Origin of the sequence: Pseudomonas sp. NA-150, assembly GCF_044336365.1 — a bacterium.
Lineage (GTDB): Bacteria > Pseudomonadota > Gammaproteobacteria > Pseudomonadales > Pseudomonadaceae > Aquipseudomonas.
In genome coordinates this window covers 1,073,203-1,099,672 of sequence record NZ_CP172305.1, presented here as the reverse complement: position 1 = coordinate 1,099,672, position 26,470 = coordinate 1,073,203, and the positions used below count along the sequence as shown (strand labels likewise).

Sequence of the window (26,470 nt, the reverse complement as noted above, 5' to 3'; positions counted from 1 at the left end):
ACTTTCAACTAAGGTCTTGCCCAACAAGTGCCTTACGTCGCCAAAGCAAAGGCACCTATCCAATGAATACGGCCTGTTTTCAACAGCGTCCTTTGGCTCAGCGCCGTGTTCCGTTAAGATAGTCGGCTTTTTCACGGCGGGAGTCAGGCAGCATGGCGCAGCAGTATCAACCGGGGCAACGCTGGATTAGTGACAGCGAAGCTGAGCTGGGATTAGGCACCGTTTTGGCACAAGACGGCCGCTTGTTGACCGTGCTCTATCCGGCCACTGGCGATACCCGCCAATATGCGCTGCGAAATGCACCGCTGACACGCGTACGTTTTTCGCCGGGTGACACCATCACCCACTTCGAAGGCTGGAAAATGACCGTGCGCGAAGTCGATGACGTCGACGGTCTGCTGGTCTATCACGGGCTCAACGCGCAAAACGAAGGCGTCACGCTGCCGGAGACCCAGCTGTCGAACTTCATTCAGTTCCGCTTGGCCACCGACCGTTTGTTCGCGGGTCAGATCGACCCGCTGGCCTGGTTCTCGCTGCGTTACCACACCCTGGAGCACACCAGCCGCCAGTTGCAGTCCTCGCTCTGGGGCCTGGGCGGCGTGCGTGCGCAACCTATCGCGCACCAATTGCACATCGCCCGCGAAGTCGCTGATCGTATCGCGCCACGGGTGCTGCTGGCCGACGAAGTAGGCCTGGGTAAAACCATCGAAGCCGGTCTGGTGATTCACCGCCAACTGTTGTCGGGCCGCGCCAACCGGGTGTTGATCCTGGTTCCGGAAAACCTCCAGCACCAGTGGCTGGTGGAGATGCGTCGCCGCTTCAACCTGCAAGTGGCGTTGTTCGATGAAGAACGCTTTATCGAAAGCGATGCCTCTAACCCGTTTGAAGACACGCAACTGGCGCTGGTGGCGCTGGAGTGGCTGGTGGACGACGAGAAGGCCCAGGACGCACTGTTTGCCGCCGGTTGGGATTTGCTGGTGGTCGACGAAGCGCATCACCTGGTCTGGCACGAAGAGCAGGCCAGCCCTGAATACACCCTGGTCGAGCAGCTGGCTGAAACGATCCCGGGCGTGCTGTTGCTGACCGCAACCCCGGAACAACTGGGCCAGGACAGCCACTTCGCGCGTTTGCGCCTGCTCGATCCGAACCGTTTCCACGACCTGAACGCCTTCCGCGCCGAGAGCGATAACTATCGCCCGATCGCCGAAGCGGTGCAGGAACTGCTCGATCAAGGCCGTCTGTCGCCTGCTGCGCACAAGACCATCCACGGTTTCCTCGGTGCCGAAGGCGATTCGCTGCTGGCCGCCGTGGCCGATGGCGACACCGAAGCCAACGCTCGCCTGATTCGTGAATTGCTCGATCGTCATGGCACCGGCCGCGTACTGTTCCGTAACACCCGGGCTGCCGTTCAAGGCTTCCCGGAACGCAAACTGCACCCGTATCCGCTGGCTTGCCCTGCCGAATACCTGGAGTTGCCGGTGGGCGAACATGCCGACCTGTACCCGGAAGTCAGCTTCCAGTCGCAACCGGACCTTACCGAAGACCAGCGCTGGTGGCGTTTCGACCCGCGTGTCGATTGGCTGATCGACACCCTGAAGATGCTCAAGCGGGTCAAAGTGCTGGTCATCTGTGCCCACGCCGAAACCGCGATGGACCTGGAAGACGCCCTGCGCGTGCGTTCCGGGATTCCGGCCACGGTGTTCCACGAAGGTATGAACATCCTCGAACGTGACCGCGCTGCGGCGTACTTCGCCGACGAAGAGTTTGGCGCGCAAGTGCTGATCTGTTCGGAAATCGGCAGTGAAGGCCGCAACTTCCAGTTCGCGCACCATCTGGTGTTGTTCGATCTGCCGGCGCACCCGGACTTGCTGGAGCAGCGTATCGGTCGTCTCGACCGGATCGGCCAGAAGCACATCATCGAATTGCACGTCCCCTACCTGGAAACCAGCCCGCAAGAGCGCCTGTTCCAGTGGTACCACGAAGCGTTGAATGCCTTCCTCAATACCTGTCCGACCGGCAACGCCCTGCAGCACCAGTTCGGTCCGCGCTTGCTGCCGTTGCTGGAAAGTGGCGATGACGATGACTGGCGCGTGCTGGTCGATGAAGCGCGTGAACAACGTATCCGTCTGGAGGGCGAGCTGCACAGTGGCCGCGACCGCTTGCTGGAGCTCAATTCGGGCGGCGCCGGCGAAGGCGAAGCGCTGGTCGAGGACATCCTTGAGCAAGACGATCAGTTCACCCTGCCGATCTACATGGAGACCCTGTTCGACGCCTTTGGCATCGACAGCGAGGACCATTCGGAAAACGCGCTGATCCTCAGGCCAAGCGAGAAAATGCTCGACGCCAGCTTCCCGCTGGGCGACGACGAAGGCGTGACCATCACCTACGACCGCAATCAGGCGCTTGCCCGTGAAGACATGCAGTTCATCACGTGGGAACACCCGATGGTGCAAGGTGGCATGGACCTGGTGCTCGCCGGCTCGATGGGCAACACCGCCGTGGCGCTGATCAAGAACAAGGCGCTGAAACCTGGCACCGTGTTGCTGGAGCTGCTGTACGTCAGTGAAGTAGTTGCTCCGCGTTCGCTGCAACTGGGCCGCTACTTGCCACCGGCCGCCCTGCGCTGCCTGCTGGACGCCCAAGGCAATGACTTGTCCGGGCGTGTGTCGTTCGTGACCTTGAATGAACAGTTGGAGAGCGTGCCACGTGCCAGCGCCAACAAGTTCATCCAGGCCCAGCGCGACGTGCTCAACCCGCAGATCAATGCCGGCGAAGCCAAGATCTTCCCGAAACACGCCGAGCGCGTGGCTGAGGCACAACGTCGTCTGGCGGCCGATACCGAAGAAGAACTGGCGCGCCTGACCGCCCTGCAAGCGGTCAACCCGACCGTGCGCGACAGCGAACTGGTTGCACTGCGTCAACAACGTGAGCAAGGCCTGGCCATGCTCGACAAAGCAGCACTGCGCCTGGAAGCGATTCGGGTGTTGGTTGCCGGTTGATTCGCTGACTGCATGAATGACAAAGTCCGCTGATGCGGGCTTTGTTGTTTTTGAAGATCGCCGTTGCCTGTTCTGGCCCCGATTCTGTAGGAGCTGCCGAAGGCTGCGATAAGGTCGGAACGACCTTCGCGATGGCGATTGATCGCAGCCTTCGGCAGCTCCTACAGGGTCGGGGCACAGACTATCAGGCCGTCACCGCCGGCATCTGCGGCTCATCCGCCACCATCCCGGCCTTCATCCGCTCGGCGTCGCGAGCAAAGCTGCGGGAGGCCTGGAGCAGGAACAGCAAGGTCATGAACAACGCCACCGGGATCAGCAGCATTGCATCGTGCAAGCCGTCGGCCTTGAACACTTCACTCATCTGCTCGACACCCGCCGCCTGCATCGCTGAATGCGAGAAGTAGTCAGACAGCAGCCCGACCACCACCGGCCCAAGACCGCCGCCCAACAGGTACAACCCGGCGAAGAACACTGCCATCGCCGTTGCCCGCAAACGGGGTTCGACCACGTCCTGGATCGCGGTGTAGACGCAGGTGTAGAAGTTGTAGGAAAACAGCCAGCCCACGCTGAACACGCCGACGAACAAGCCAATGTCGATTCGCCCGGCATGCAAGGCGTAGCCCGTTGCCGCCACGGAGACGATCATGCTCAAGGCCGCAAACATCAGTCGACCATTGGCGTAACGCTGGTGAAGTTTGTCGGCAATCCAGCCACCCAGAGTCAGCCCGAACAAACCGGTCACGCCGACGATCAGCCCGGTCGCGACTGCCGCCTGCTGCAATGGCATCTGGAAGTAGCGCTGCAGCATCGGCACCATGAACGAGTTACAGGCATAGGTTGCAAAGTTGAAACTCAACCCGGCCAGTACCAGCCATAAAAAGGTGGGAATCGCCAGCACCCGACGAATCGGCTTTTCGATTTTTTCCTGAGACATGCGCACGCTTTCCGCCGCCCCCCGCTTGGGCTCACGGATAAAGAACATGAACACCGCCAGTACCAGGCCCGGCAACGCGGCGATGAAGAACGGCGCACGCCAGGTACCGAATTCCTTGACGATGGCGCCGGTGGTGAAAAACGCCAGCAGCAGGCCCAACGGCAGACCCAGCATGAAGATGCCCATGGCCCGCGCACGACGGCCGGCCGGGAACAAGTCACCGATCAAGGAGTTCGCGGCCGGTGCATAGCTGGCCTCACCGATGCCGATACCCATGCGTACTAACAGAAACGTCCAGAAGCTGCCCACCAGGCCATTGGCCGCAGTCAGCCCGCTCCATACCGCCAGCCCGCAACCCATGAGCTTGCGCCGCGAACCATTGTCGGCCATGCGCCCCAAGGGCAGACCGGCGATGGCGTAAACGATGGTGAACGCCGTGCCAATGATCCCGATCTGAAAGTCGCTCAGGTGCCATTCCATGCGGATTGGCTCGATGATGATGGCGGGCAGCGTGCGATCGTAGAAATTGAACAGGTTTGCCAGGAACAGCAGGAACAGAATGCGCCAGGCATTCTCCGCTTGGGTCGAGTTCTGCATGGGTGTCCGTCTCTTTTATTGTTATTCACATGGCCTGCGATCTGTAATCTAGGACTGTAGGACAAACCTGTCTGTAAACATTCGTAACGCTGATAGTGCTCAATGGACCTGTCGGCGAGTTTTTAGAACTATTCGCTATTGATTCAATGCCAAAATCGTTGAGGTCAAATAGCCATTAACTTTAGCGCACAGCGCGTAGCTCCTATACTCCCAGTCGACTCGCCACCGTCTATAGGACCGTGGCACCCTGGCATTGAGTAATGGGGCGCGCTATGGATTGGCTGGGTTTACATTTTCTCGCTGAGCTTCCAGCGAGCGGGCAAATTTTGCTGGACTGTACCCACTATGGCCTGCTGGTTGTTTTGGCCTACCTGATCGCTTGCGCCGCCAACTTCGCCACCCTGGATATGGCCGAACGGCTGAGCCATGCAGAAAAACCGGAAGCGCAAACCTTGTGGTGCTGGCTGGGCGCCATGTGCCTGGCCGTGGGCATCTGGGCAATGCACTTTATTAACATGCTCGCGTTCCAGGCCCCGATCGAGGTCCACTACGACCTGCACATCACGGTGATGTCGCTGCTGATTGCGTTGATTGCCGGACTGGTCGTGATGCGCATGCTCAGTAACACCTCGCTGAGTACCACGCAGTACATTCACTCTTCGATCCTGGTCGGCCTGGGCATTACGGCCATGCACTACGTCGGGATGTCGGCGCTGCGCTCCAACGCCACGCAATATTATGAACCACGCCTGTTTGCCTTATCGACGCTGACGGCGATCGCGTCCAGCCTGGCCATTTTGCTGCTGGCGGTGCGCCTGCGCAAAGGCAGCGGCATGCTCCATCAACTTTACAAAGTCGGCGCCAGTCTGTTGCTCGGCGCCGGAATCCTGTTGACGCATTTCCTGGGCATGTGGTCGTTGAATCTGGTGGTGCCCGCCGCCAGTGCCCTGCAACCCGCAACCAGCGACAACAGTCTGCAACTGGGCCTGACCATTGCCCTGATCGTGATGCTGATCATCGTCGGCAGCATCAGCGCCGCGCTGGCCGACAAAAAACTGCAAGGCAAAGAACACGATCTGCGGCGGGTCAATGCCCTGCTCAGCCAACTGGATCAGGCCAGGGTCTCCTTGCAGCAAGTGGCCCACTATGACGCCTTGACCAATCTGATCAATCGCCGCGGTTTCAACCATATCTTCGCCGAGAAGCTGCTGGAGCAAACGCTGAGCGGCGGCATGCTGGCGGTGATGTTTCTCGACATCGACCACTTCAAGCGCATCAACGACAGCCTCGGACACGACGCCGGCGATGAGCTGCTCAAAGTCATCGCCGACCATATTCGCAATGCCACCCGGACTCAGGATGTCGTGGCACGCTTTGGCGGCGACGAGTTCTGTATTTTGATCTCCTTGAACAACCGCGAAGAGGCCCGCCACCTGGCGCAACGGGTCATGCACGCCATGAAAGAACCCATTGCACTGGGTGGCCGGCGCATGGTGATGACCACCAGTATCGGTATCAGCGTGTTCCCCGATGACGGTAAAACCTGCGAAGAACTGCTGAAAAACGCAGACCTGGCGCTGTATGAGTCCAAGGGCAGTGGCCGCAACGCCCTGTACTTTTTCAGCTCGAACCTGAAAACCAAGGCCACCCTTGAATTGCAACTTGAGGAGGAACTGCGAGGTGCACTGCGCGACGGAGAGGGATTATTACTTTACTACCAGCCTATCGTTGATCTGCAAACCGGGCATGTCGCCAAGCTCGAAGCGCTGGTGCGCTGGCAGCATCCACAGCACGGTCTGCTGACCCCGGAGCGCTTCATTGCGATTGCTGAAGCCAACGGTTTGATTGCCGAGCTGGATAACTGGGTGCTGAGACGTGCCTGCCGGGATTTGTCACTGCTGCACAAAGGTGGCTTCGAACGCCTCCTCATCGCGGTCAACTGTTCAGCATTGAACCTGGCCCGGGAGGAACTGGCCGAAGAAATCCGCTTCGCCCTGGAAGACGCCGGAGTCTCGCCAGACCGGCTTGAACTGGAGGTAACCGAAAACGCGCTGATGGGCAATATCAGCAACACCATCGAACTGCTGAAGCACATCCGCGCCCTGGGCGTATCGTTGTCCATCGATGACTTTGGCACGGGCTATTCGTCATTGGCCTATCTGCGACGGCTGCCGTTGAATACCCTGAAAATCGATCGATCGTTCATCGTGGACATCCCCAAATCGCAACAGGACATGGAAATCGTCCAGGCAATTATTATCATGGCCCACACCCTGCACCTCAAAGTGGTCACTGAGGGCGTGGAAACTCCGCAGCAACTGGACTTTCTCAGTCAATATGGCTGCGACTATGCGCAAGGCTACCTGTTCAGCAAGCCGGCGCCGCTGGAATTGCTGCTGCCGCTGATACAAGAACTCAATCAACGCAAACCGGCAAGCCTTTGGCCACCTGCGCTCCCCCCGCAATTCACCGGCCTGACCACCAGCGGAAACCTGTTCACCGACAGCTTGATCCCATACATTGGCGCCACTGTTGCCCATCCCGCAGGCTGATCGAACGCATCGCCCCCTCCTTTCTCGGTAAATCCTTGTCTCGTTGAATTAAAGAGCCGGCAATCTCGGCCGACAAATCAATAGCTTGAACAAGGGAACACCCTAGTCAGCACTAGGGTTAAACCCTATCGCTCAAGCTTATGACGCACTGTAAAGTCGTATTTTCTTCCCCCATGATGGCGCGATAACACTAAATCGAGCAGCCATCCACTCCAGGCATATGGCGCACGATGACTCAGAAAAACGACCCGGCCAGCGCGGTATCAGAACTCCTTATTACTGCCCCTCCTGTCCCTCGCAGTGTCTACAGTCCGCAGCCGATGCCCGCGCACCAGTATCTGTACTTCACCGAGACTGACACCGATCGCATCCTCGACAATCTGGATGGCCTGCGAGACATCGTGTTTCCACCTTCGTCCCTTATCGAAGACGAAAACGATATGCGTCGCGACCAGCAATTCCCGTCGGTATGCCTGATTGGTCTGGGTCGTTGCGGGTCGAACATTGCGCTGGACGTCGCCGAACTGGTGTACAACGCACGCAAGTTCTACCTCAATCAGTTCAGCAACGAAGACCGGCTGGTCGACGAAAAGGGCTACAGCCCAGCGCGCTGGATTCGCAATAACCTGCGCCTGGTGCATAACAAGGCCAGCAAACCGGTGTTCCTGGTGGAGCCACTGGTCATGTTGGGCGACCTGGACAAGGACATTGCCGGGCGCATCCGTTTCTCTCGCAAGGGCGAGAAAGGCGGCTTCATCAATGACTACAGCAAAATGAAAATCATGGACCTGTCCGAGGTCCACGCGGGTGGTGCCGGTAACGCACCGATCCTCGGTCAGTACCTGGCCAAGATCATCCTGAACAAGGACACCCAGAACTTTTCCAGCGCCGACTGGAAACTGGTTCACTCGTACCTGATCGACTCGTGCGGGATCAAAGCCAACCAATCGCGCTTGTACTTCTACATTTTCAGTGCGGGCGGCGGTACCGGTTCCGGCATGGCGTCGGAATTTGGTCTGGCGCAACAGTATTCGTACATGAACAAGACGTTCGACACCAAGCCTGCCAGCGAGAATGACAGCAAGCGCGGACGCTCCTTCGTCTTCGAGCCGATCTTCACCAGCGGCATCTGCATCCTGCCGAACATTTCTGACCATCGCAGCGAAATGTCTGAAGCACTGCACATCAACGCCGGACGCCTGCTTTGCAAGTACCTGGCTGAGGAGTGGGACTTCTCCTACAACTTCGCCAATGAAGACAGCAGCGAAGCCAGCGTCATGGGCCGGATTCGTCCCTGGAACGCGATGATGCTGATTTCCAACGACATCATGCGTTACGCCGAAGAAAGCGACGACGGCAACATCGAGAACATCGACGTGAACGCCATGGAGCGTCACGCCAACCAGTACATCTCGCAGCAGATTTTCAACATTCTGACAGCGCAGGCGGTTACCACCGACTACGACCAGAACTACTTCCGACGCGCCGGGATCGACATTGGCGAAACCATTCGCCTGGACGCCAACGACTTGTTCATGAGTCTGGCGGGGCCGGTAGCGATTGCCTACGCAGAATCGGTGGTACCGGAACAGCCGGCGCCCAACTCAGACAAATTCAAGGTGTTCGAAAAAGAACAGCCACGTCTGAACATCGATGACCTGTTCTTCCGCTCCATCGACCTGCCGCACTTCAACAAAGTCACCCAGGCCATCGAAGGCATCAGCTTGCTGCCGATCGAATCCACGCGTTATCGCGCGGCGCTGGAGCAGTACAAAGCATCCGGTTACGACGCAGCGGCGCTGCATGACCTGCACTTCTTCAAGAACTGCTCGTCGGTGGTATCGATCGTTTCGTTGCCCAAGGACTACAAGCTGTCCTACATGGACCTGAACCGGCTGAAAACCCACCTCAACAGCCTGTTCCCGAATACCACGCTCAAGCGTTATGCGTTGGTAATCGGCGCGTCTGCCAACTTGTCGCTGACCACCCTGATCGCGAAAAGCCCGTGCCTGTCGGACGACTTCCTGACGCTGATCGTGGCCTTCATCAAGCGCTGCTTCGCGCGTAACGAATACCGTTTCGACGACACCCTGGACAACGCCATTATCGACTTTATCGTCAGCGATGAGTTCGACGAAGGGCGTATCGACGACTTGCTCAACGAGTACGAAAACCCGGCGAAGATCCTCGACACCAACTGGTACGCGATCAAACCGATGTACGAGAAGAAGTACCGCGAACTGATCGACGACAAATCCAAGTTCGTCTCGATCAACGACATCCGTATTTCCCGGGACAGCGTGAAGAAAGCGGTCAAATACCTGCGTGAGATCTACCGTCACCGGATCGGCAAGACACGGGTTATTTCGCTTAATAACCACACGGGTAAAACTGCGCACTAACGCTTGTAGGAGCGGGCTTGCCCGCGATGGCGATCGGCCTGATGCACCGCATTGCGCCGATCGTGGGCAAGCCCGCTCCTACATAAGATATTCGGCGCTGTAATCCACGTATTCAGGTGGGATTTTTCGCTACGGCACTTCGCCATCTTTTGCCAGTTCGGTTACCGCCCTACTCATTCATCAAACAACCGCACCAACCACGAGCACCGGATCAGGCTTGCGCCCTGTCCTGGATCAGCACCCACGGTGCCACCACTACTGCCCATAACGGCGGGTCACGCTCAAGAAGATCCAGCGCCCTTGATTCAGCCACCTTGCTGATCTCTCCGGCTGCAAGCCACGCTGCGACTTTGTCTGCCTGGTTTTCAGCCACGGCCTGCGACCTCAATCAAATCCAGCGACGTCTCGACCCACAACAGGGCACCCTTCGCAAAGAACGGTTGCAATTCAGTCCAGGTAATTGAGGCGGTTTCGCCAAGCAGCTTGGCATAGAGGGTGCTAGGTTGTTGGGTCATGGGTTTCACCAAAAAGAAAATCGGCGCAATGATAGCGCCGCCGTTTCCGCAGACAAACCCAGATTTAAGTGGTTGATTGCATGGAGGGTTCAGAAACGTTTGGGGGTTCGACTCACTCATGAGACCTGTGAGAGGGGGAAAGTCGTAGCGATTCTGTATCTTTCTTACAATTAAGCGACATCATTCGGTTTTGCCCCCAGTAGCCAGCTTTTCAAGCGGCAAACCGGCGCTCTACACTGTACCGGTACAGTTGCCGGGGGGAAGATCGGGCGCTTTTTGAATCCGGTCCTGCAGCTTTTGGCCGCCAGGATATAAAAATTACAACACAAGAGTGGAGCATCATGACTAAGGGTACTAAGCAGATTTCCAAGCTGTTTGCCGCATTGGTTCTGGCCGGGGTTGCCAGCCATTCGTACGCAGCCGATACCATCAAGATCGGCATCGCCGGCCCTAAAACCGGCGCAGTAGCTCAGTACGGCGACATGCAGTTCAGCGGCGCGAAAATGGCTATCGCTGACATCAACGCCAAAGGCGGTGTCGACGGCAAGAAACTCGAAGCCGTTGAGTACGATGATGCGTGTGATCCGAAGCAAGCCGTTGCGATCGCCAACAAAGTCGTCAACGACGGCGTGAAATTCGTGGTCGGTCACCTATGCTCCAGCTCGACTCAGCCAGCTTCGGATATCTACGAAGACGAAGGCATCATCATGGTGACCCCGGCTGCTACCAGCCCGGACATCACCAACCGTGGCTATAAAATGGTCTTCCGTACCATCGGCCTGGACAGCGCTCAAGGCCCGGCAGCGGGTAACTATATCGCTGACGTGGTCAAACCGAAAATCGTTGCTGTCATCCACGACAAGCAGCAATACGGTGAAGGCATCGCGACCGCAGTGAAGAAAACCCTCGAAGGCAAAAACGTAAAAGTTGCCCTGTTCGAAGGTATCAACGCTGGCGACAAAGACTTCTCCTCGCTGATCGCGAAAATGAAACAAGCCAACGTCGACTTCGTTTACTACGGCGGCTACCACCCTGAGCTGGGTCTGATCCTGCGTCAGGCGCAAGAAAAAGGCTTGAAAGCACGCTTCATGGGTCCAGAAGGCGTGGGTAACGCATCGATCTCGCAGATCGCTCAAGACGCTTCCGAAGGCCTGTTGGTGACCCTGCCGAAGTCGTTCGACCAGGATCCAGCGAACAAGGCACTGGTAGCCGAGTTCACCGCGAAGAAAGAAGACCCGAGCGGTCCTTTCGTATTCCCGGCCTACGCGGCTGTTGAAGTGATTGCCGACGCGATCAAAACCGCTAAATCCGAAGACACCAAAAAAGTGTCTGACGCGATCCGTGCCGGTACCTTCAAGACCCCTACCGGCGACCTGAGCTTCGACGCCAAGGGCGACCTGAAAGACTTCAAATTCGTGGTCTACACCTGGCACAAAGACGGCACCAAAACCGAAGCTCCGATGAAATAACCGGCTAGCTTGTGACTCACCCAAAGCCCACTGCATCCACAGTGGGCTTTGTTTTACGAGGTAACGGGTCGAGCCTTGCGCCATAGCGACTCTTCCCCCCTGAAAATCTTGAAACCGTCACCAGTGATTCACTGGGCTCAATCGCCAAACGTGGACCCATACCATGAACAGCGAACGGGAAATGACTTCACCAGTGAAATACTCAGTAGGTTTTTAGGAGCGCGGTAATGCCTGATATAGACATCTATCACTTTTTCCAACAGCTGGTTAATGGTCTGACCATTGGCAGCACCTATGCATTGATTGCCATCGGCTACACAATGGTCTACGGCATCATTGGCATGATCAACTTCGCCCACGGCGAGGTTTACATGATTGGCTCGTACGTGGCGTTTATCGTCTTGGCTGGCCTGTCCATGCTCGGTCTGGACAACCTGCCCCTGCTGATCACCGCTGCCTTCGTGGCAAGCATCGTCGTTACCAGTGCCTACGGTTACGCCATCGAACGTGTTGCCTATCGCCCTCTGCGCGGCAGCAACCGCTTGATCCCGCTGATCTCGGCTATCGGTATGTCGATCTTTCTGCAGAACACTGTTCTGCTCGCCCAGGACTCGAAAGACAAATCGATTCCCAACCTGATTCCCGGCAATTTCGTGTTCGGCATCTCCAACTCGCAAGAGGTGGTGATTTCCTACATGCAAATTCTGATCTTCATCGTGACTCTGGTCGCCATGCTTGCGCTGACCTGGTTCATTTCCCGCTCTCGCCTGGGTCGCGCCTGCCGCGCCTGTGCTGAAGACATCAAGATGGCCAACCTGTTGGGCATCAATACCAACAACATCATCGCCCTGACCTTCGTGATCGGCGCGGCGCTGGCTGCGGTTGCTGCTGTCCTGCTGAGCATGCAATACGGCGTGATCAACCCTAACGCCGGCTTCCTCGTCGGGATCAAGGCGTTTACCGCTGGCGGTTCTGGGCGGTATCGGCAGTATCCCTGGCGCCATGCTGGGTGGTTTGGTGTTGGGCGTGGCCGAGGCTTTCGGCGCCGATATATTCGGCGACCAATACAAGGATGTAGTCGCGTTCGCTCTTCTCGTATTGGTGCTGTTGTTCCGGCCGACCGGTCTGCTGGGCCGCCCGGAGGTTGAAAAAGTATGACCAAGAATCTTAAACAGGCGTTCTTCAGCGCCTTGCTGGTATTGGCTGTTGCCTACCCGATCCTCGGCCTGAAGCTGGATATCGTCGGAGTTAATCTGGCGGTCGTCGGTGCCAGCAACGCGATGCTTACAGCCATTTTCGGCTGCGCCATTCTTATGTTTTTGCGGGTCCTGTTCCACGAACAGATCGTCACTGTATGGCGTTCGACACCCAACGCTCCGCGTATTCCGGGCAAAGCCACCAGCTTCCTGACCCTGCCCAGCACTCAGCGTTGGGGGGTTCTAGCGATCATTGTGGTTGCATTCGTCTGGCCGTTCTTCGGTTCTCGCGGCGCGGTGGATATCGCCACGTTGATCCTGATTTACGTAATGCTCGGCCTTGGCCTGAACATCGTGGTCGGCCTGGCCGGTCTGCTCGACCTGGGGTATGTCGGCTTCTATGCCGTCGGCGCGTATACCTATGCCTTGCTCTCGCACTACTTTGGGTTGAGTTTCTGGATCTGCCTGCCCCTCGCCGGGATGATGGCGGCGTTGTTCGGCTTCCTGCTGGGCTTCCCGGTGTTGCGTCTGCGTGGTGACTACCTGGCGATCGTGACCCTGGGCTTCGGTGAAATCATCCGTCTGCTGCTGCGTAACATGACCGACCTGACTGGCGGCCCGAACGGCATCAGCAATATTCCGAAACCAACGTTGTTCGGCCTGTCGTTCGAACGTACCGCAGCGGATGGCATGCGCACCTTCAGCGACTTTTTCGGGGTTGCCTACAACCCGGCGAGCAAGGTGGTTTTCCTCTACCTGATCGCGTTGCTGCTGGCCCTGTTCGCGTTGTTCGTCATCAATCGCTTGCTGCGCATGCCCATCGGCCGCGCCTGGGAAGCGCTGCGTGAAGACGAAATCGCTTGCCGCGCGCTGGGTCTGAACCCGACCTTGATCAAGCTCTCGGCCTTCACCCTCGGCGCTTGCTTTGCCGGCTTCGCGGGCAGTTTCTTCGCCGCACGCCAGGGGCTGGTAACGCCGGAATCCTTCACCTTCATTGAGTCCGCCACCATCCTTGCCATCGTCGTGCTGGGCGGTATGGGCTCGCAATTGGGCGTACTTCTCGCCGCTATCGTGATGATCCTGCTGCCAGAGCTGATGCGTGACTTCAGCGAATACCGCATGTTGATGTTCGGTGCCGTAATGGTGCTGATGATGATCTGGCGTCCACAAGGTCTGCTGCCAATGCAACGTCCTGAAATGAAACTGAAAGCGGAGACGCACTGATGAGCCGTCCGCTTCTGCAAGTCAGCGGCCTGAGCATGCGCTTTGGCGGCCTGTTGGCGGTCAACGGCGTAGGCCTGACCGTCAACGAGAAACAAGTGGTGTCGATGATCGGCCCGAACGGCGCCGGCAAGACCACCGTATTCAACTGCCTGACCGGATTCTACAAACCGACTGCCGGCAGCATCGTGCTGGACGGTGAAGAGATTCAGGGCCTCGCTGGTCACCAGATCGCCCGTAAAGGCGTGGTGCGCACTTTCCAGAACGTGCGCCTGTTCAAAGAGATGACGGCCGTTGAGAACCTGCTGGTCGCCCAGCATCGTCACCTCAACACCAACTTCTTCGCCGGCCTGTTCAAGACCCCTGCGTTTCGCAAGAGCGAACGCGAGGCCATGGACTACGCCGAGCATTGGCTGGAACAGGTCAACCTCAAGGAATTCGCCAATCGCACGGCCGGAACGCTGGCCTACGGTCAGCAACGCCGCCTGGAAATCGCTCGCTGCATGATGACGCGCCCGCGCATCCTCATGCTCGATGAACCGGCAGCCGGTCTGAACCCGCGTGAAACCGAAGACCTCAAGGCACTGATCGGCATGCTGCGTAACGACCACAACGCCACGGTGTTGCTGATCGAGCACGACATGAAACTGGTGATGAGCATCTCCGACCATATCGTGGTGATCAACCAGGGCACGCCACTGGCTGACGGCACGCCGGAACAGATCCGCGACAATCCTGACGTGATCAAAGCCTACCTGGGGGAAGCGTAAATGCTGCAATTCGAAAACGTTTCCACCTTCTACGGCAAGATCCAGGCGCTGCACTCGGTCAACGTCGAAATCCGCCAGGGCGAAATCGTCACCCTGATCGGCGCCAACGGCGCTGGTAAATCCACCCTGCTGATGACCCTCTGCGGCTCGCCACGCGCCCACAGCGGCAGTATCCGCTACATGGGCGAGGAACTGGTCGGCCAGGAATCGTCGCAGATCATGCGCAAAAGCATTGCCGTCGTGCCGGAAGGCCGCCGCGTGTTCGCCCGCCTGACCGTGGAAGAAAACCTGGCCATGGGCGGCTTCTTCACCGAAAAAGGCGATTATCAGGAGCAAATGGACAAAGTCCTGCACCTGTTCCCGCGCCTCAAGGAACGCTTCAACCAGCGCGGCGGCACCATGTCCGGCGGCGAACAGCAAATGCTCGCCATCGGGCGCGCGTTGATGAGCAAGCCGAAACTGTTGCTGCTCGACGAACCGTCGCTGGGCCTGGCACCGATCATCATTCAGCAGATTTTCGAGATCGTCGAACAATTGCGCCGTGATGGGGTGACCGTATTCCTGGTCGAACAAAACGCCAACCAGGCCCTGAAAATCGCCGACCGCGCTTATGTACTGGAGAACGGTCGCGTGGTGATGCAAGGGACCGGGGAAGAGTTGCTGGTCGATCCGAAAGTGCGGGATGCGTATTTGGGCGGTTGAGCACTCAGTGTTTGAAGAAACGGCCTTCGGGCCGTTTTTTATGGGCGAAGTTTTTTCACTCCACTGTAATTCCCACCCACCTACGCTCTCTACAGAAACAAGGAAGCACTCTCTGACCACAACAAAGGCGATGCCATGAACGCTCAAACAGACTCCCAAGGCGCTTTACCCACGCTGATCAACCGGATCATCGCGCTGTTCGAGAAAATACCTCACAGCTTTATTGCGTTCATGGGGCGCTTCGGCATCGCGGCGGTGTTCTGGCAGTCGGGGCAGACCAAGGTGCAGAACTTCGCTATCGACCTGTTTACCGGCACGTTCAACATCGGCATTCCACGGTTGGCGGATTCGACCATTCCGTTGTTCCAGACCGAGTACAAGCTGCCGTTGATTTCACCTGAAATTGGCGCGCATCTCGCGGCGTTTAACGAGCACTTCTTTGCCCTGCTGTTGCTGCTGGGACTGGCGACGCGCTTTTCAGCGTTGGCTCTGCTGGGCATGACGCTGGTGATCGAGATCTTCGTCTATCCCGACGCTTATCCGACTCACGCGACTTGGGCGGCGGTGATGTTGCTTCTGATCGCCAAAGGGCCGGGGGTGTTTTCGATCGACCATTTGATTGCGCGCCGCTTTCGCTGAGTTTTCCTATAAGCGCTCGAGGGCCTCGCTGCTGCGGGAGAACCAGCCGAGCAAGTAGTCCGCCAGCACCTGAGTACGCTTCGGCAATCCGCCTTCATAGGGATGCACCAGGAACAGCGGCAGGCTGCGGGTCTGGTAATCACGCAGCAACCAGCGCAAGCGCCCGTCGTTGATCTCGTTGTGCACCATATAGGAAGGCAAACGGGCGATGCCGGCGCCCACCAGCGCGGCCTTCTTCAGCAGGCTGTAGTGGTTGCTGGCAAAGGGTCCCGCCACGCGCACCCGCGACAGTTGATGCTCCTGATGGTAGAGCCACTCTTCGCGACCACTGTGGTGACTGTTGAGCAGGCAGCGGTGCTCGCTCAGCGCCATTGGATGGCTCGGTTCGCCGTAGCGCTCGAGATAAGCCGGGCTGGCGCAGGTCAGCTCTTGCATGGCCAGCAGCGGCTTGGCCACCAGACGCTCGTCACTGCCGATTCGAGTACGGATGGCCAGGTCGAAGCCGTCGCGGTGCAGGTCGTGGTAACCGTTGCTCAGTTCCAGCTCGATCTGCACCAGCGGATACTCTTTGGAAAACTCCATCAGCAGACCGTCAAAAAAAGTCTCGCCCAAGGACACCGGCACGGTCATGCGCACCGAGCCGGAGATTTCGTTATGCAACCGCGCCAGGGCCTGCTTGGCGCGTTCTGTCTGGGTGATCAAGGCGCGGGCATGGGGTAGCAGCGCCGCACCAGCGGCCGTCAGGCTCAAGCGACGGGTCGTACGGTGCAAAAGGACCACAGAAAAACGGGTTTCCAGAAGTTTGATGCGCTTGGACAACTGGCCTTTACTGCAGCCCAAACGTTGCGCCGCCTGGGTGAAGCTGCCCGCTTCGATCAAGATCGCAAAGGCGACCAGATCATCCATTTCACTCATGCATTGTTTCCTTTTGAAAACCAAAGGTTGCCCATTAGCACTCTTATCGACCGCAAAGCGCCACACTACACTGAGTGTTCTTTCAACCCGCTCAAGGACAGCTCAATGAAAATTCTATTGATTGGCGCTAATGGCACCGTAGGCTCCGCTGTTGCCAAAGAACTGGCGCAGCGTCATGAGGTGGTAGCCATCGGTCGAACCAGCGGCGAATTCCAGGTCGATATTAGTGACAGCGCTTCGATCCGGAAACTATTCGAACGGACAGGTAAGTTCGATGCACTGGTCTGCGCTGCGGGCAGTGTTACCTTCGCTGCGCTGGAGCAAATGACTGAGGAAAGCTTTGCTCTGGGTCTGCAAAACAAACTGATGGGCCAGGTCAATCTGCTGCTGATCGGCCGTGAATACGCCAATGACGGCGCATCGTTCACCTTCACCAGCGGCATTCTCAACCGCGACCCGATTCTGTCCGGCGCCTCGGCCGCCTTGGTCAACGGTGCTATCGACGCCTTCGTACGCGCAGCGGCAATCGAGCTGCCACGCGGTCTGCGCGTGAACTCGGTGAGCCCGACCGTGCTGGAAGAAGCAATGGACGTTTATGCGCCCTACTTCCGTGGGTTCAAACCGGTGTCTGGCGCCGACGTCGCACTGGCTTACGCGAAGAGCGTCGAAGGTTTGCAGACCGGTCAAACGTACATCGTAGGCTGAGGCCTCTTGTGATCGGGCAGCGGCCTGAGTAACGTGTCGGCACTTGTCTGGAGACCGACCGTCCATGTTTGCTGCCCGTTCGCTTTTGATGTTTGCCTTGCTGCCGATTTTCGCCGGCTGCCAGATGTTCAGTGCCAAGCCTGAGAACCCCAATCAAGGCTTGACCCGAATGCAGGGCCAACTGACCGCCGAGGGTGGTCAACTGTGGTTCCAGCCGTGTAATTCACAGCGCCGCTTCTCGATCATCGACAACGGCAACACCGGCGTCTTGCAAGAAGCCGGGGCGTTGGCTGCGCGCAAGGGTGCCCTGTTCGCGGATCTGCGTGGCGGCTTCGTTGCCGGCTCCGGGATGGATGGCCAGGTGAATATGCAACAGCTGTATCGTGTCGAACGCTCGGCCACCGCCTGTAACGACGCCAACTTCAAAAAACTGCTCGTGCATGCCAGCGGCACTGCCCCGGCGTGGGCGGCCAATGTCAACGAAAAGGGCATGGTGCTCAGCCGCGAAGGCAAAGACTCGGTTGCTTTTCCTTACGTCGAAGAACAACTGCCTGACGGCCGCCTCGACCTGAGCACCGAGGCCAACGGTCAGCGCATCGAGTTGTGGGTCGCGCCGCAACGTTGCGTCGATCCGGTGGACGGTTCCGTGCAGCATTTGACTGCCGAGTTGCGAGTCAATGGCCAGGTTCAGCGCGGCTGTGCTTACTACGGCGGCGCACGTAACGACTGATTCCGCCAGCCGGGCACCGATTAGCCTCACAGCAACGACGCGAAGCGGCCTATAATTGTCGGTTCGCTCAAAGCTGGCCCGGATAAAGGACCCCTTCATGTTACGAATCACCGAACTCAAGCTGCCCATCGATCACCCGGAAGAAGACCTGCGGCCTGCACTGCTGCGTCGCCTGGGGATCGACAGCGATGAACTGCTCGCCTTCACCCTGTTCAAGCGCAGCTATGACGCGCGGAAAAAATCCACAGAGCTGTGCTTCATCTACACCATCGATTTCGAGGTGCGTGATGAAGCCGCGCTGCTGCGCAAATTCCCGGAAGACCGTCACCTCGGCCCGGCACCCGATGTCAGCTACAAAGTCGTCGGGCACGCGCCTGAAGGCTTGAGCGAACGCCCGATCGTGGTCGGTTTCGGTCCCTGCGGCATTTTCGCCGGCCTGCTGTTGGCGCAGATGGGCTTCAAGCCGATCATTCTCGAGCGCGGCCCGGAAGTCCGTCAGCGCACCAAGGACACCTGGGGCCTGTGGCGCAAGAACGTGCTCAACCCTGAGTCCAACGTGCAGTTCGGTGAAGGTGGTGCCGGGACTTTTTCCGACGGCAAGCTGTACAGCCAGATCAAAGACCCGGCGTTCCACGGGCGCAAGGTGTTGCACGAGTTCGTCAAAGCCGGCGCACCGGAAGAAATTCTCTACGTCAGCAAACCGCACATCGGCACCTTCCGCCTGACCGGCGTGGTCGAAAACATGCGTCAGCAGATCGAAGCTCTGGGCGGTGAAGTACGCTTCCAGCAGCGGGTCACCGATGTGCTTATCGAGGACGGCCAACTGCAAGGCGTAGTGCTCGACGGCGGCGAACAGATTGCTTCGCGGCACGTGATCATCGCCCTCGGCCACAGCGCCCGCGATACCTTCCGCATGCTCCACGGTCGTGGCGTGTACATGGAAGCCAAGCCGTTCTCCGTGGGTTTTCGCATCGAACACCCGCAGTCGCTGATCGACCGCGCACGCCTGGGCAAATACGCCGGGCACCCGAAACTGGGCGCGGCAGACTACAAGCTGGTGCACCACGCCAAGAACGGTCGTTCCGTCTACAGCTTCTGCATGTGCCCGGGCGGTACGGTGGTGGCAGCGACTTCGGAGCCGAACCGCGTCGTCACCAATGGCATGAGCCAGTATTCGCGCAACGAACGCAATGCCAACTCGGGGATCGTGGTCGGTATTACACCGGAAGACTATCCGGGTGGCCCGCTAGCCGGGATCGAGTTGCAAGAACGACTGGAGTCCCACGCTTACATCATGGGTGGCAGCACCTACGAAGCGCCGGCGCAGTTGGTCGGTGATTTCATCGCTGGCAAAGCGTCTGCGGAGCTGGGCAGTGTCGAACCGTCCTACAAGCCTGGCGTGAAACTGGTGGACCTGGCCGACGCCCTGCCCGCCTACGCCATCGAAGCGATTCGTGAAGCACTGCCGGCGTTCGACAAGCAGATCAAAGGCTTCGCCCAGCACGATGCGATCCTCACCGGGATCGAGACGCGCACCTCATCGCCACTGCGTATCACCCGTGATGCCAGTCTGCAAAGCCTGAACGTCAAAGGCCTGTTCCCGGCCGGTGAAGGCGCGGGCTATGCCGGCGGTATCCTGTCCGCGGGCGTGGACGGGATTCGCGTGGCCGAGGCGCTGGTGCGGGAGATGCTGGGTATGTAGCAGCCAACTTGTTGGCGAGAGGCTGGATGCGGTGTATCAGGTACATCGCCTCGCGAACAAGTTCGCTCCTACAGGGGTGTTGCGTGTCGTCTGGTTTTGCGTCAGATCCCGGCGCGCAGCACGCCTTCCGGCAGCGCCTGGCCCTGCTCGACGCAGGCGGCAACGCTGTCGATCAAGCCCGACAATTCATACCCCTGAGCCTTCAGCCAATCCTGGTCATAGTAGGACGTCGCATAGCGCTCGCCGCTGTCGCACAGAATCGCCACGATTGACCCGGTCTCACCCGCTGCGACCATCTCTGCCGCCGCCACCAACGCACCGATCAGGTTAGTCCCGCTCGAGCCACCGACATGTCGGCCCAAACGCTTCGCCAGGTAGTGCATGGCGGCCAGCGACAACGCATCCGGCACTTTGACCATCGCATCGATCACCTTCGGCATGAACGACGCTTCAACCCGTGGCCGGCCAATGCCTTCAATGCGCGAACCGTGGTCCAGGCGCAAGCTGGCATCGCCACTCTGGTAGAAATCAAAAAACACCGAGCGTTCGGCGTCGGCGCACAACACCCGGGTATTGTGCTGGCGATAGCGCACGTAGCGGCCGAGGGTCGCGGTGGTGCCGCCGGTACCAGGGCTGGACACCAGCCAACTCGGCTCCGGGTGGCGCTCGAAGCGCAGTTGATGGAAGATCGACTCGGCGATGTTGTTGTTGGCGCGCCAGTCGGTCGCGCGCTCGGCATAGGTGAATTGATCCATGAAATGCCCGCCGCTCTCCCGCGCCAAGCGTTCCGACTCGGCGTAGATCTGCGTCGGGTCCTGCACCAGATGGCTCCTGCCGCCGTAAAACTCGATCTGCGCGATCTTCTCTTGAGAGGTCGTGGCCGGCATCACCGCAATGAACGGCAGGCCCAGCATCCGCGCAAAATAGGCCTCGGAGATCGCCGTCGAACCACTGGAAGCCTCAATCACCGGCGCGCCCGGCTTGAGCCAGCCATTGCACAACGCATACAGAAACAGCGAACGTGCCAGACGGTGCTTGAGACTGCCGGTCGGGTGGCTAGACTCGTCCTTGAAATACAATTCGACACCCGGCAAGCCCGGCAACTCCAGCGGGATCAAATGGGTATCGGCGCTGCGCTGGAAATCCGCTTCAATAATCCGGATGGCTTCACGGGACCACTGGTGGTTATCACTCATTGTAGGGTTCTCATTGGAGCGGAATTGACCTTCATAGTAGGTAAGATTCCAGCCCCGGAACAGGCACAGTGATGAAGCAATTAGTTACATAACTGCTTGGTTTTTCGAACTTTCTAATTCGCTACATCACATATAACAAAAAAGAATATAACTTTTGTTTTAACAACTATCGGCACAGGTTAGGGTGTCATTCCTTTCGAGCAAAATCATGGAGATCGACTTTGCCCTTTCGTAGCACCTTAACCCGTTTCCTGCAGATGGAAGCCGCCAGCGGTCTGATCCTGATCGCTGCGGCGGCGTTGGCCCTGGTCATCAATAACTCGCCCCTGGCATGGCTCTACAACGGCTTGCTCGACGTGCCCGTGGTGGCTCAGGTCGGCGCCTTGAAAATCGCCAAACCTTTGTTGCTCTGGATCAACGACGGCCTGATGGCGCTGTTCTTCCTGCTGATCGGCCTGGAAGTCAAACGCGAAGTCCTTGAAGGCCATTTGTCCAAACCCTCGCAAATCGTCTTGCCGGGCGCCGCGGCGATTGGCGGCATGGTGGTCCCCGCACTGATTTACTGGTTTTTCAACAAGGACTACCCGGGTGCCCTCGATGGCTGGGCGATTCCCATGGCCACCGACATCGCGTTCGCCCTCGGCGTGCTGGCCTTGTTGGGCAAGCGCGTGCCGGTATCGTTGAAACTGTTCCTGATGACCCTGGCGATTATCGACGACCTCGGGGCAATCATTGTTATCGCCATTTTCTACTCCACCGACTTGTCTGGGGTGTCGCTGCTGATGGCGGCGCTGTGCATCATTACCTTGATCGCGATGAACCGTCTGGGCGTGGTCAAGCTCGGCCCGTATTTGGTCATCGGACTGATCCTGTGGGTGTGCGTACTGAAAAGCGGCGTTCACGCCACACTGGCCGGCGTGGTCCTGGCGTTCTGCATTCCGTTGCGCACCAAAAATGCCGAAGCATCGCCGCTGCTCACGCTGGAGCACGGGTTACATCCGTGGGTCGCCTTCGGTATTTTGCCGCTGTTTGCCTTCGCCAATGCCGGCGTGCCGCTGACCGGGCTGACCCCGGAAAGCTTCACCCATCACGTACCGATGGGGATTGCCGCCGGCTTGCTGGTGGGTAAGACCATTGGTGTGTTTGGCCTGACTTGGCTAGCGGTGAAAACCAGCATGGCCGCCCTGCCGACCGGCGCGAATTGGTGGCAGGTGCTGGGGGTTTCGATTCTGTGCGGGATCGGCTTCACCATGAGCCTGTTTGTTGGATCGCTGGCCTTCGTTCCGGGTGTGAGCGAGTTTGCCGGGGAAGACCGCATGGGCATCCTCACCGGCTCCATTATCGCGGCACTGATCGGCTACGCCGTGACGGCCATAGCCAGCGGCAAAAACAAACCCGCCTGATTGCTAAACCGCAGGCATAAAAAAACCCGATCAGTGATCGGGTTTTTTATTGTTTCAGACGCTGTGAGGCTTAGTGAGCCACGCGGCTGGTGCCGTTAACGGTCATGATGCGGACACGTTCACCGACACGGAAAACCTCGTTTTCAGCAACGGCCTGAACGTAGGCGCGCATGGTGCCATCGTCTTCATGGACCGTGATTTCCACGCCCTGGGTACGCATCATTCCTTCTTCAGCGGCCGAACCCAGCAGACCGCCGGCAACCGCACCGATCACCGCAGTGATGATACTGCCTTTACCGCCACCCACTGCGCTACCGGCTACGCCACCCACCACAGCACCGGCACCTGCGCCGATGGGGGTCTTGGTGCCTTCGATTTTAACCGGGCGCAGCGATTCGATAGTACCCAAGCGTACGGTCTGCACTTGCCGAGCCTCATCACGGGAATACGAGTCGCCGGTCAGGCTTGAGGCACAGCCGCCCAGTGTCAATGCAATGGCAGTGAGCGAAGCAACCAACAGAACAGACTTACGCATGAGATCATCTCCAAAAAATACAGATAGCCATTAAACTCCGGGACATGAAGGCTGTCACGGGCCGGACTGACAAATTTAACTCTATTCAGCCCTCATACAGTCGCTGCCTCTGCTTACTTAACAGACTTTTGTGCCAGAAATTAATTCAAAGCATTTCTACTGAAGAAGGTGTTACGAACTATTTCATCATTGCTATAACCACCCTCGCAGGTTTGTATTTCCGCGAGTAGTTATAAGATCAGGGAGCCAATCGTTCACGGGACCATTGCTGACCCTGCAAACGATAGTTCAAGCGATCATGCAAGCGGCTCGGACGGCCCTGCCAGAACTCGACTCGCTCAGGCAACAGCCGATAACCGCCCCAATGCTCCGGGCAATGGGGTTGGCTGTCGCTGAAGCGCTGCTCGGTGCTCTTGAGCAGGTTTTCCAGTTCGGTGCGATCGGCGATGACCTCGCTTTGTGGCGACGCCCAGGCCCCCAGACGACTGCCCAAGGGGCGAACCTGATAGTAGGCGTCCGATTCCTCGGCGCTGACTTTGACCACCCGCCCTTCGATGCGCACCTGGCGTTCGAGGGTCGGCCAGAAAAAGGTCATGGCCGCGAAGGGCTGCGCGGCGATCTGCTGCCCCTTGGCACTCTCGTAGTTGGTGAAGAACGTGAAGCCCAACTCATCCAGGCCCTTGAGCAGCAAAATGCGGCAATGCGGGCGGCCGTCTGCATCGACGGTCGCCAGGGTCATGGCGTTGGCTTCGATCGGTGCCTGCTCGGTTATCACCGCTTCGTCGAACCAGCGACGGAACAAGGCAAAAGGCTCCACCGGGGCTTGCGCCTCAGTCAAACCGTCTCGGGCGTAATCACGGCGCATATCGGCCAACGCTTGGGTCATGACGTGCATCCTTCGCTTTTAGTGCCTGTATCAGTTGACTTTGGCTTGATCCGCCGGCACTGCCGGTGCAGCTGGATCGGTTTTTTTCGCAGGCGTCGCTTTTTTCACCGGGGCTTTTTTCGCGGCAGGCTTTTTCGCCGGGGCTTTTTTCGCAGCGGTCTTCTTCGTAGTCGCAGCAGGCTTGGCTACAGGTGCAGGCGTGACGGCCATCAGCGGAGTCGGAGCAGGCATCGCCGCAGGCGCAGGCATGTTGTACTTGCTCAGCAGGGCGACCATGGTCACTTGCGGCGTCATCAGGATTTCAATACGACGGTTCAGCTTGCGACCGGCCGGGCTGTCGTTCGCTGCACGCGGCATGACCGAACCCAGGCCACGCATGCCCAGACGGTTACGCTCCAGACCGCTCAAACGGAAAATTGCTGCCACGGAACCGGCACGGTCCTGGCTCAATTTCACGATCTCTTCTGTAACACCCCCAGAGTCGGCGTGGCCCAGGATCAGCACCGCGGTTTTTGGATCGGCTTCAACAATTTTCGCCAAACGGGTAATCGGTGCCAGGGTGACAGGCATCAGCATGGTCGGGCGATTCGGGTTGAAGGAACTGTCAATTGGCGCGGTGATCACCAATACGTTGTCACGACGCTCGAGTTCGAACGGGCTGTCCTTGATCGCGACGCGCAGGCGTGGTTCATAGTCGTCCAGCCAGGCTTGGGTGACTTTTGGATCAGGCATTGGCACCGGTTCGGCGCGCACGGCGAGCAACGGCTTGGCAGCGTCCTTTTGCTCTTTGCTGGCGGCGCTGCTCGGGAACGGCCACCACCAGTGGGTTTCCGAATCGTTGGCGGCGGGGGCCGGAGCAGCCGGTGTGGCAGCGGCGGTGGCCGTGGATTTGGCGTCAGCCTTGACGTCAGTCTTCGCGGCAACGACATCCGCTTTAACCGCAGGCGCAGCGGCTTTCACGTCAGTCTTGGCGGCTGCAGCCTGATCGGGAGCTTTTTCTGCGACCTTGTCGGCGCCAAAGGGCCACCAGCTAGAACTCCCTTGGGCAGAGCCGTCATGAGGGGTTTGAGCGCAACCGGTAACAACCAGGCACAGGGCGAACGCAAAGCTTTTGTTAGATGACATTGTTAATCCACACATAAATAAGCAGAAATAGCGCTTTAATAAGCACGTTTAAACAGACGCTTTGAAACCAAAACCGTCACTCAGTTCCCCAAGTACGGAACTAGAGGACCATTGGCTACAGCACCTCGGCCAATACTTGCGCCAACTTCTGAGCACGAGGGTCCATCAAAACATACGGCCCAAGCGTATTGGTGACAAAGCCAAACGCCACCTCACGCTCGGGGTCGGCAAAACCAATCGAACCACCCGCACCGGGGTGGCCAAAGGCTTTAGGTCCCAGACCGTAGGTAGCGTTAGGCACCTGCGGCTGGTCAAGCATGCAACCCAGTCCGAAACGGGTCTGGGTCAACAAGGTTTTATCCATTCCGAGACTGTGTTCCCGGGTCAGTTCGCCCAGTAACTCGGCTTCCAGTAAACGACCGTCCAACAGGCCGCTGTAGAAACCCGCGAGACTACGGGCATTGCCGTGGCCATTGGCCGCCGGTTGTTGCATCCGTCGCCACTCGGGCTTGTTGGTACTGGTCATCATCGACGGCGGATTGGTAAACGCTCGCGCGGTCATGGAAGTCGGTTCACGCATAGTGGCTTGCAGCAGGCGTTGCGCAGCTTCATCACCGACATTGCCTTTGCCGCGCGCGATATGTGCAACACGGTGAAACTCTTCATCGGCCAGACCAACATGGAAGTCGAGCCCCAGCGGACGCGACACCCGTGCCGCGATTGATTCGCCCGGCCCACGTCCGTCGGCACGCCGGATGAGTTCGCCCACCAGCCAGCCGTAAGTGATCGCGGCATAACCGTGGCCCTGACCTGGCGTCCACCAGGGCTCCTCTGCCGCCAGGGCGTCGGTCATGGCCTGCCAGTTGTACAGTGCTTCGGCAGGCAACAGGTGACGCAGCGCCGGTAGCCCCGCCTGATGGCAGAGCAACTGACGTACGGTGATTTTGCCTTTGCCGGCCTCGGCGAATTCCGGCCAGAGCCTGGCCACCGGTTCGTCCAGGCTCAGCTTGCCTTCGTCAACCAGCTGCAGCGCCGTCACCGCAGTGAAGGTCTTGGTGCAGGAGAACACATTGGCGATGGTGTCGCTGTGCCAAACCTCAGCCCCATCCTTGTCCGCCGTACCGCCCCACAGGTCGACCACGGTTTCCCCGCCGATCTGGATGCACAACGCGGCGCCGCGTTCGTGAGGATCATCGAAGAGTGCTGCAAAGGCTTCCCGCACTGCTTCAAACTTAAGCTCGAAATGACCCTGAATCTGCACGCGCGTGCTCCCTTGG

General features: G+C 58.5%; 19 protein-coding genes and 2 pseudogenes. 13 read left to right on the top strand and 8 right to left on the bottom strand.

What is annotated here, in order from left to right; genetic code table 11:
- Positions 1–152 precede the first annotated feature (152 nt).
- Complete coding sequence (gene rapA / locus ACF0H7_RS05285) at positions 153–2,999, top strand: RNA polymerase-associated protein RapA (RefSeq protein ID WP_397451742.1); 2,847 nt, start codon at positions 153–155, stop codon at positions 2,997–2,999.
- 184 nt (positions 3,000–3,183) lie between these two features.
- Here the strand turns inward: rapA and ACF0H7_RS05280 are convergent, their stop codons facing one another.
- Entirely contained in the window at positions 3,184–4,530 is a 1,347-nt protein-coding gene (locus ACF0H7_RS05280) for a spinster family MFS transporter (protein ID WP_397451741.1), read from the bottom strand.
- A gap of 272 nt (positions 4,531–4,802) precedes the next feature.
- Between ACF0H7_RS05280 and ACF0H7_RS05275 the strand changes: the two genes are divergently transcribed.
- Both ACF0H7_RS05275 and ACF0H7_RS05270 read left to right on the top strand, forming a co-directional pair.
- On the top strand, positions 4,803–7,082 hold the full coding sequence (locus ACF0H7_RS05275) for a putative bifunctional diguanylate cyclase/phosphodiesterase (protein WP_397451740.1): 2,280 nt from the start codon (positions 4,803–4,805) through the stop codon (positions 7,080–7,082).
- 230 nt (positions 7,083–7,312) lie between these two features.
- Positions 7,313–9,484 carry a hypothetical protein gene (locus ACF0H7_RS05270; RefSeq protein WP_397451739.1) on the top strand — a complete coding sequence of 724 codons (2,172 nt, stop codon included), beginning with the start codon at positions 7,313–7,315 and terminating at the stop codon, positions 9,482–9,484.
- Between the two features lie 211 nt (positions 9,485–9,695).
- Here ACF0H7_RS05270 and ACF0H7_RS05265 read toward each other — a convergent pair.
- Positions 9,696–9,999 (bottom strand): annotated as a pseudogene (locus ACF0H7_RS05265) (DUF2288 domain-containing protein).
- A gap of 341 nt (positions 10,000–10,340) precedes the next feature.
- Here ACF0H7_RS05265 and ACF0H7_RS05260 point away from each other — a divergent pair.
- From ACF0H7_RS05260 to ACF0H7_RS05235, 6 genes and pseudogenes are all read left to right on the top strand, one after another.
- On the top strand, positions 10,341–11,468 hold the full coding sequence (locus tag ACF0H7_RS05260) for a branched-chain amino acid ABC transporter substrate-binding protein (protein ID WP_397451738.1): 1,128 nt from the start codon (positions 10,341–10,343) through the stop codon (positions 11,466–11,468).
- A gap of 227 nt (positions 11,469–11,695) precedes the next feature.
- Positions 11,696–12,626: pseudogene (gene livH / locus ACF0H7_RS05255) on the top strand (high-affinity branched-chain amino acid ABC transporter permease LivH).
- Positions 12,623–13,888, top strand: coding sequence for a high-affinity branched-chain amino acid ABC transporter permease LivM (locus ACF0H7_RS05250; protein ID WP_397451737.1), 1,266 nt, complete (start codon positions 12,623–12,625; stop codon positions 13,886–13,888). The pseudogene livH and the gene ACF0H7_RS05250 overlap by 4 nt, the downstream one beginning before the upstream one ends.
- Positions 13,888–14,655, top strand: coding sequence for a high-affinity branched-chain amino acid ABC transporter ATP-binding protein LivG (gene livG / locus ACF0H7_RS05245; protein WP_397451736.1), 768 nt, complete (start codon positions 13,888–13,890; stop codon positions 14,653–14,655). Before ACF0H7_RS05250 ends, livG begins: the two co-directional genes overlap by 1 nt.
- On the top strand, positions 14,656–15,357 hold the full coding sequence (locus ACF0H7_RS05240; protein WP_397451735.1) for an ABC transporter ATP-binding protein: 702 nt from the start codon (positions 14,656–14,658) through the stop codon (positions 15,355–15,357).
- A gap of 135 nt (positions 15,358–15,492) precedes the next feature.
- Positions 15,493–15,996: a DoxX family protein gene (locus ACF0H7_RS05235; protein ID WP_397451734.1), complete on the top strand. Its 504-nt coding sequence runs from the start codon at positions 15,493–15,495 to the stop codon at positions 15,994–15,996.
- A 6-nt stretch (positions 15,997–16,002) separates the two neighbouring features.
- On the opposite strand, the gene ACF0H7_RS05230 is transcribed toward ACF0H7_RS05235, so the two are convergent.
- Positions 16,003–16,911, bottom strand: coding sequence for a LysR family transcriptional regulator (locus tag ACF0H7_RS05230; RefSeq protein WP_397451733.1), 909 nt, complete (start codon positions 16,909–16,911; stop codon positions 16,003–16,005).
- A gap of 105 nt (positions 16,912–17,016) precedes the next feature.
- Between ACF0H7_RS05230 and ACF0H7_RS05225 the strand changes: the two genes are divergently transcribed.
- From ACF0H7_RS05225 to ACF0H7_RS05215, 3 genes are all read left to right on the top strand, one after another.
- Entirely contained in the window at positions 17,017–17,616 is a 600-nt protein-coding gene (locus ACF0H7_RS05225) for a short chain dehydrogenase (protein ID WP_397451732.1), read from the top strand.
- A 64-nt stretch (positions 17,617–17,680) separates the two neighbouring features.
- On the top strand, positions 17,681–18,346 hold the full coding sequence (locus ACF0H7_RS05220) for a COG3650 family protein (protein ID WP_397451731.1): 666 nt from the start codon (positions 17,681–17,683) through the stop codon (positions 18,344–18,346).
- Positions 18,347–18,443: 97 nt separating this feature from the next.
- Positions 18,444–20,048: an NAD(P)/FAD-dependent oxidoreductase gene (locus ACF0H7_RS05215; protein WP_397451730.1), complete on the top strand. Its 1,605-nt coding sequence runs from the start codon at positions 18,444–18,446 to the stop codon at positions 20,046–20,048.
- A gap of 101 nt (positions 20,049–20,149) precedes the next feature.
- Here ACF0H7_RS05215 and ACF0H7_RS05210 read toward each other — a convergent pair whose 3' ends face one another.
- Positions 20,150–21,244 carry a PLP-dependent cysteine synthase family protein gene (locus ACF0H7_RS05210; RefSeq protein WP_397451729.1) on the bottom strand — a complete coding sequence of 365 codons (1,095 nt, stop codon included), beginning with the start codon at positions 21,242–21,244 and terminating at the stop codon, positions 20,150–20,152.
- Positions 21,245–21,465: 221 nt separating this feature from the next.
- On the opposite strand from ACF0H7_RS05210, the gene nhaA reads away from it, so the two are divergent.
- Positions 21,466–22,647 carry a Na+/H+ antiporter NhaA gene (gene nhaA, locus ACF0H7_RS05205; protein ID WP_397451728.1) on the top strand — a complete coding sequence of 394 codons (1,182 nt, stop codon included), beginning with the start codon at positions 21,466–21,468 and terminating at the stop codon, positions 22,645–22,647.
- Between the two features lie 70 nt (positions 22,648–22,717).
- On the opposite strand, the gene ACF0H7_RS05200 is transcribed toward nhaA, so the two are convergent.
- The 4 genes from ACF0H7_RS05200 to ACF0H7_RS05185 form a co-directional block, all read right to left on the bottom strand.
- Positions 22,718–23,182: a glycine zipper 2TM domain-containing protein gene (locus ACF0H7_RS05200; RefSeq protein ID WP_397451727.1), complete on the bottom strand. Its 465-nt coding sequence runs from the start codon at positions 23,180–23,182 to the stop codon at positions 22,718–22,720.
- 238 nt (positions 23,183–23,420) lie between these two features.
- Positions 23,421–24,068, bottom strand: coding sequence for a pyridoxamine 5'-phosphate oxidase (gene pdxH, locus ACF0H7_RS05195; RefSeq protein WP_397451726.1), 648 nt, complete (start codon positions 24,066–24,068; stop codon positions 23,421–23,423).
- A gap of 30 nt (positions 24,069–24,098) precedes the next feature.
- Complete coding sequence (locus tag ACF0H7_RS05190; RefSeq protein WP_397451725.1) at positions 24,099–25,193, bottom strand: OmpA family protein; 1,095 nt, start codon at positions 25,191–25,193, stop codon at positions 24,099–24,101.
- Positions 25,194–25,308: 115 nt separating this feature from the next.
- Positions 25,309–26,454: a serine hydrolase domain-containing protein gene (locus ACF0H7_RS05185; RefSeq protein ID WP_397451724.1), complete on the bottom strand. Its 1,146-nt coding sequence runs from the start codon at positions 26,452–26,454 to the stop codon at positions 25,309–25,311.
- Positions 26,455–26,470 lie beyond the last annotated feature (16 nt).

Excerpts from the sequence above, each read along its gene's own strand:
- ACF0H7_RS05250 (WP_397451737.1), top strand. The coding sequence starts at position 12,623 with ATGACCAAGAATCTTAAACAGGCGTTCTTCAGCGCCTTGCTGGTATTG.
- ACF0H7_RS05235 (WP_397451734.1), top strand. The coding sequence starts at position 15,493 with ATGAACGCTCAAACAGACTCCCAAGGCGCTTTACCCACGCTGATCAAC.
- ACF0H7_RS05280 (WP_397451741.1), bottom strand. The coding sequence starts at position 4,530 with ATGCAGAACTCGACCCAAGCGGAGAATGCCTGGCGCATTCTGTTCCTG.
- ACF0H7_RS05220 (WP_397451731.1), top strand. The coding sequence starts at position 17,681 with ATGTTTGCTGCCCGTTCGCTTTTGATGTTTGCCTTGCTGCCGATTTTC.
- ACF0H7_RS05240 (WP_397451735.1), top strand. The coding sequence starts at position 14,656 with ATGCTGCAATTCGAAAACGTTTCCACCTTCTACGGCAAGATCCAGGCG.
- ACF0H7_RS05225 (WP_397451732.1), top strand. The coding sequence starts at position 17,017 with ATGAAAATTCTATTGATTGGCGCTAATGGCACCGTAGGCTCCGCTGTT.
- ACF0H7_RS05210 (WP_397451729.1), bottom strand. The coding sequence starts at position 21,244 with ATGAGTGATAACCACCAGTGGTCCCGTGAAGCCATCCGGATTATTGAA.
- ACF0H7_RS05275 (WP_397451740.1), top strand. The coding sequence starts at position 4,803 with ATGGATTGGCTGGGTTTACATTTTCTCGCTGAGCTTCCAGCGAGCGGG.
- ACF0H7_RS05200 (WP_397451727.1), bottom strand. The coding sequence starts at position 23,182 with ATGCGTAAGTCTGTTCTGTTGGTTGCTTCGCTCACTGCCATTGCATTG.
- ACF0H7_RS05260 (WP_397451738.1), top strand. The coding sequence starts at position 10,341 with ATGACTAAGGGTACTAAGCAGATTTCCAAGCTGTTTGCCGCATTGGTT.
- ACF0H7_RS05215 (WP_397451730.1), top strand. The coding sequence starts at position 18,444 with ATGTTACGAATCACCGAACTCAAGCTGCCCATCGATCACCCGGAAGAA.
- ACF0H7_RS05230 (WP_397451733.1), bottom strand. The coding sequence starts at position 16,911 with ATGAGTGAAATGGATGATCTGGTCGCCTTTGCGATCTTGATCGAAGCG.
- livG (WP_397451736.1), top strand. The coding sequence starts at position 13,888 with ATGAGCCGTCCGCTTCTGCAAGTCAGCGGCCTGAGCATGCGCTTTGGC.
- rapA (WP_397451742.1), top strand. The coding sequence starts at position 153 with ATGGCGCAGCAGTATCAACCGGGGCAACGCTGGATTAGTGACAGCGAA.
- ACF0H7_RS05270 (WP_397451739.1), top strand. The coding sequence starts at position 7,313 with ATGACTCAGAAAAACGACCCGGCCAGCGCGGTATCAGAACTCCTTATT.
- pdxH (WP_397451726.1), bottom strand. The coding sequence starts at position 24,068 with ATGACCCAAGCGTTGGCCGATATGCGCCGTGATTACGCCCGAGACGGT.
- ACF0H7_RS05190 (WP_397451725.1), bottom strand. The coding sequence starts at position 25,193 with ATGTCATCTAACAAAAGCTTTGCGTTCGCCCTGTGCCTGGTTGTTACC.